This window comes from Lachnobacterium bovis DSM 14045 (assembly GCF_900107245.1).
Classification (GTDB): Bacteria; Bacillota; Clostridia; order Lachnospirales; family Lachnospiraceae; genus Roseburia; species Roseburia bovis.
In genome coordinates this window covers 4,783-9,719 of record NZ_FNPG01000039.1, presented here as the reverse complement: position 1 = coordinate 9,719, position 4,937 = coordinate 4,783, and the positions used below count along the sequence as shown (strand labels likewise).

Annotated in this window: 7 protein-coding genes; 6 read left to right on the top strand and 1 reads right to left on the bottom strand. The window is 32.3% G+C overall.

Annotation, left to right across the window (positions count from 1 at the left end; genetic code table 11):
* Nucleotides 1-274: transposase (locus BLV79_RS11885; RefSeq protein ID WP_074719203.1), on the bottom strand; the 274-nt coding region annotated here is incomplete at its 3' end.
* A gap of 101 nt (nucleotides 275-375) precedes the next feature.
* Here BLV79_RS11885 and BLV79_RS13210 point away from each other — a divergent pair.
* From BLV79_RS13210 to BLV79_RS12925, 6 genes are all read left to right on the top strand, one after another.
* Nucleotides 376-504: a hypothetical protein gene (locus tag BLV79_RS13210; RefSeq protein WP_278320481.1), complete on the top strand. Its 129-nt coding sequence runs from the start codon at nucleotides 376-378 to the stop codon at nucleotides 502-504.
* Between the two features lie 89 nt (nucleotides 505-593).
* Entirely contained in the window at nucleotides 594-917 is a 324-nt protein-coding gene (locus tag BLV79_RS11880; RefSeq protein ID WP_029067544.1) for a hypothetical protein, read from the top strand.
* On the top strand, nucleotides 917-1,126 hold the full coding sequence (locus BLV79_RS11875; protein WP_074719201.1) for a hypothetical protein: 210 nt from the start codon (nucleotides 917-919) through the stop codon (nucleotides 1,124-1,126). Before BLV79_RS11880 ends, BLV79_RS11875 begins: the two co-directional genes overlap by 1 nt.
* 44 nt (nucleotides 1,127-1,170) lie before the next feature.
* Nucleotides 1,171-2,886 carry a CdiA family toxin C-terminal domain-containing protein gene (locus BLV79_RS11870; protein WP_074719199.1) on the top strand — a complete coding sequence of 572 codons (1,716 nt, stop codon included), beginning with the start codon at nucleotides 1,171-1,173 and terminating at the stop codon, nucleotides 2,884-2,886.
* Nucleotides 2,871-3,317, top strand: coding sequence for a ribonuclease toxin immunity protein CdiI (gene cdiI, locus BLV79_RS11865; protein ID WP_143470270.1), 447 nt, complete (start codon nucleotides 2,871-2,873; stop codon nucleotides 3,315-3,317). The genes BLV79_RS11870 and cdiI overlap by 16 nt, the downstream gene beginning before the upstream one ends.
* A 393-nt stretch (nucleotides 3,318-3,710) precedes the next feature.
* Entirely contained in the window at nucleotides 3,711-4,844 is a 1,134-nt protein-coding gene (locus tag BLV79_RS12925) for a CdiA family toxin C-terminal domain-containing protein (RefSeq protein WP_207645676.1), read from the top strand.
* Nucleotides 4,845-4,937 lie beyond the last annotated feature (93 nt).

Here is a 4,937-nt window from a genome sequence, read left to right as displayed (position 1 = left end):
CATTTTCTTCCTTTAAGCGTTGGATTTCTTTTTCCTGTTCTCTGATACGTTTTCTAAGTTCGATTAGTTCCTCATTCAGTGATAAAGCATCATCAGGTGTATGAACTGCTGATGCAACATGTAAACGTCCTTCTTTAAATGCTTTTATCCAACAATAGATAGTACCGTCTGGAACACCTAATTCTTTCGCTGCTTTATGTCCACCTATTTCCTGTGCGAGTTTTACTGCCTGTGCTTTGTACTCCATGTCATATGTTCTTTGTTTTTTTGCCATATTGTCCTCCTGTTTTCTGATTGATTATCATTATATCAAAAACCTTGAGGATAGGGTGTCAAATTTTATTGTACAATACCAAATATCAGTTTCAATATTTGATGAAAAGGCAAATAATTGTGGAACAAGACATGTGTACAGTAGGCTATACATCGGCAGAGATTGCAATGGAATTAAATTCAAAAATTAGATTAGGTAAGTTAAATGAAAAAGTTGAATTGGAAGAGTAAAAATAAAATGGAAAACTCTAAAATCATCAGCTAAAAAATCAATAATAAATTTTGAACAATTATAAAAAAAGAGAAAGAGAGATGGGCATATGTCAGGAAAACAAGAAAATTTAGAGGTAAATCTGTTAGAACTTAAAGCAAGTGCAGATAAACTTCAAAAGGCAATAGATACATATGAAAAGTTTTCAGAGAATCCGTTTAAAGACGATTTAGAGAAATTAGATGAAATGAATGCTGATTTTATTACGCAGTTGTACTATGCATTAGATGAAATAAGTAGAGATGCGACGGATTTAAGTTCAGATTACAAAGCTATAGCTAAAAATGCAAAAGAAGTAGCTAAGACTTTAGAAAAGGTTGACCATGATCAGGCTGCTGATTTACAAAAAAGAACACAGGGGGTGAAAAAATAGTGACAAAAGATGATGCGGAAACATATGTTAAAGCAAAAATAAGTCAGATTGAAAGTATGCAAAAAAGCTTGAAAGACAATTATTACGATATGGATTTAGAAAATGCTGATGTACAAACAAAGATAGAGGATGTTGTTGCAAGGGCTTATTTTGAATTATCGAAATTGAAAAGCGAGTTGGAAGCTTTAAAATTTGAAGAAACTAAATAAGAATAGAAGAAAACAAAAACCAGAAATAATAGAAAGGGGATATTTTGAAAGTTGATTTAAAAATAAATTATCTAGAGTTAGAGAACATAGCAGAAAATGTAGGCAAATACAAAAAAGCCATAGAAGACATAAATGATGCTATAGAAAATCTAGATAAGGTAATACAAAAACAGAAATCGAAGTCTACTAAAAAACTTGAGAGCAAGATAAGTAACAAGAAAACTAAACGTTCAGACTTAATAGATGAACTTGACGATATTCAAAAAATTATAAAAGATTATTGTGAAGACATGAGAAATCTTGTAAACTGTAAGAGTGAAGGAACAATAACAAGGGTAGATCAGTTTGACATTCAATTTAATATATGGCAGATTGCAGGAGATTTAACAACTTTTATAGGTCAAATGACAAAGGCACCAGTGGAGCCGCCAACCCCTATATCAGTTGGACCTAGCAATGAAAACAATCAAAGGAAAATGAAGGCAAACTATAATAAGTTGCTAAGTTTTCATAGAAGTCATATAGTTCCAACGTATAGATTAGTAGACGATTACATAGATAGGTTGCACAAAATCTATGATAAAAACATAGCGCCATATGAAAATCTAGACGATGACTATGAATCGAAGATGGCGAGTATATACCACCGAGGAAAAAGTTGGACGCAAATAGCCGAAGATTGGTTGTTTGACCATAAAGGTGAAATAGTTACTTTTTGTAAAAGTTTTGCAATAGCATTTTTGACAACATGTACATTGATGGTAATAGCTGCAGCAATATCAGTATCGGCCCCAGTTGTGTTTACGGTATTTGGTATATTAGTAGCTGCAGGTCAGTGCACAATATCGTGTATGCCCAAAAGTGCATTTGAAGCTAAATGGCTAAAAGGAATAAAAGATTCTAGTGATAGCTACGTAGACGGCTTGAATGAAAAGTGGAAAGCATTTTCAGATAGAGGAATATATGGTGTCCTAGAATGTATAGGTCAAGACATCGGAGATGCAAGTCAGACAGGTAAAGGCCTTGCATCGATAACAGGTTCGATAACAGGTTCGATAGCTGGAGGTTTTACAGGAGATAAGCTTAGTTTAAAAGTAAAAAAAGCAAAGGCTGCAAGAGCAGAGGCAAAAAGTTTAAAAATTTCTGAAACAAAAGAGTCAGAATTAAAGGATGTAGAGGGTGAGAAGCCGAAGGTATCAAAAGTAGAGGAAAAACCAATTGGACCACAAGCAAAATTTGAGAAAGTTAAATTTAAAGAAGGACGATATGAACATCATATGAGTCATGTAGAAGGAATTAAAAGAAAAAGTGGAGTGAGTGGAGGACATAATTGGAAAAAATTTGATGATTATATTGAAAAATCTGAATATTCGTTTGATTATCATAAAGTTATTAAACATCCTGATATAGATGGTGTTTATGACATAGAGTATACCCTTAAAAGACCAAAAAAAGATTATACTGGGAAAACAATACCCGGAGAATATAAAACAATTCCTGAAAAAGAAGGAATAATTTTTAAGAAAACTGTATACGATCCTAATGTTATTTCAGATAATGAAATGATAAAATTAAGTAAAGATGCAATGAAGGAGGCAGTGAAGAGTGGAAGAGTAAGGGTGTTAGATAGACAAAATAAAATTAAATATAAAGGTCAAGTATCGTACAAAGGCAAGATACTTAAATTTGAAGGATTTAAAAAAATTGATACTGGAGAAATCGAAAATGCGTATCCAGTATTAGAATGGAGTACAAAATAATGAATAATGATGATAAAATTTTTGAAATATTAGAAAATCAGAGAGAATTCGATAGATACTTTTTGAAAAAATGTCCAAGGGATGCTGTGGCTGAAACTTTTACTGAATATGTCAACTCAAATTGTTTTTTAGAACTTTTAGATAAAATGAAAAATAAAACGAGTGATTGGAACGTAGGGTATGGAATGCTTTTCCCAGAGGATTTTGATGATCCAGATAATCCAGATGATGAAGAAAATATTGGGGAAAATAATATATGCTTTTTTTCAGGTCCAGATTATGATGATGTAGAAGATATCATCGGCTACGAAGAATTCTACAAATATCTTGTTCCAGCATGCGAGTTTTACTTAGAACATCGTCATCCAGAGCATAAGGAAATCGTAGAGCAGAAGCTTAAAGAGATAAGAGAAGCATATGGTTTGAAGTAGTTTAATTTTTTACAAAATATAAGCAAACTATTTTAGACAAAACCATGATATTATCTTATGATAATAATTAGTTATAAGAGACAATAGAATATAGTAAAAAATGTAACCACAAAGATTAAGGTTTTATACAGTTAAAAGTTATGCTTTTAGATGAGTATGAAATTGAAATGTCTTTGTGGTTTTTTCTTACTTGTCTTGACGAAAACTCAAAAAGTGATACAAAATTAGTGTGTTGACATGAAAAATCTTGTAAACTGCAAATAAGTAAGTTTTCATAGAAGTCATATAGTTCCAACGTATAGATTAGTAGACGATTACATAGATAGGTTGAACAAAATCTATGATAAAAACATAGCGCCATATGAAAATCTAGACGATGACTATGAATCGAAGATGGCGAGTATATACCACCGAGGAAAAAGTTGGACGCAAATAGCCGAAGATTGGTTGTTTGACCATAAAGGTGAAATAGTTACTTTTTGTAAAAGTTTTGCAATAGCATTTTTGACAACATGTACATTGATTGTAATAGCTACAGCAATATCCGTATCGGTCCCAGTTATGTTTATGGTATTTGGTATATTAGTAGCTGCAGGTCAGTGCACAATATCGTGTATGCCCCAAAGTGCATTTGAAGCTAAATGGCTAAAAGGAATAAAAGATTCTAGTGATAGCTATGTAGACGGCTTGAATGAAAAGTGGAAAGCATTTTCAGATAGAGGAATATATGGTGTCCTAGAATGTATAGGTCAAGACATCGGAGATGCAAGTCAGACAGGTAAAGGCCTTGCATCGATAACAGGTTCGATAACAGGTTCGATAGCTGGAGGTTTTGCAGGAGATAAGCTTAGTTTAAAAGTAAAAAAAGCAAAGGCTGCAAAAGCAAAAGCAAAGGCAAAAAGTTTAAAAATTTCTGAAACAAAAGAGCCAGAGTTAAAGGATGTAGAGGGTGAGAAGCCGAAGGTATCAAAAGGAGAGGAAAAACCAATTGGACCAAAAGCAAAATTGGAGAAAGTTAAATTTAAAGAAGGACGATATGAACATCATATGAGTTATGCAGAAAAATTTACAGATCAAGGTGGAGCAAGTGGAGGTCATAATTTAAAAAATTTTAAAGAAGGTATTGCTAATTCAAAATATACACTAGATCATTATAAAGCTATTAAACATCCTGATATAGATGGTGTTTATGACATAGAGTATACCCTTAAAAGACCCGTAAAAGACTATACTGGAAAACCAATACCCGGAGAATTTAAACACGTACCCGGAGGAAAAAGAATTTTTAAGAAAACTGTATACGATCCTAATGTTATTTCAGATAATGAAATGATAAAATTAAGTAAAGATGCAATGAAGGAGGCGGTAAAGAGTGGAAGAAAAAGGGTAATGGATAAGCAAAACAAAGTACTATATCAAGGTAAAGTGTCATATAAAGGAAAGACACTTAAATTTGAAGGATTTGAAAATATGAATACTGGAGAAATCGAAAATGCTTATCCAGTACTAGAATGGAGTAGTAATTAAATGAGTATAGAAAAAAATAATAAAGTAACAGTAGTGACAGAAGAAAATTTTATGGAATGTATGAGAGAGTATGATGCTTATTATTGGAAAAAA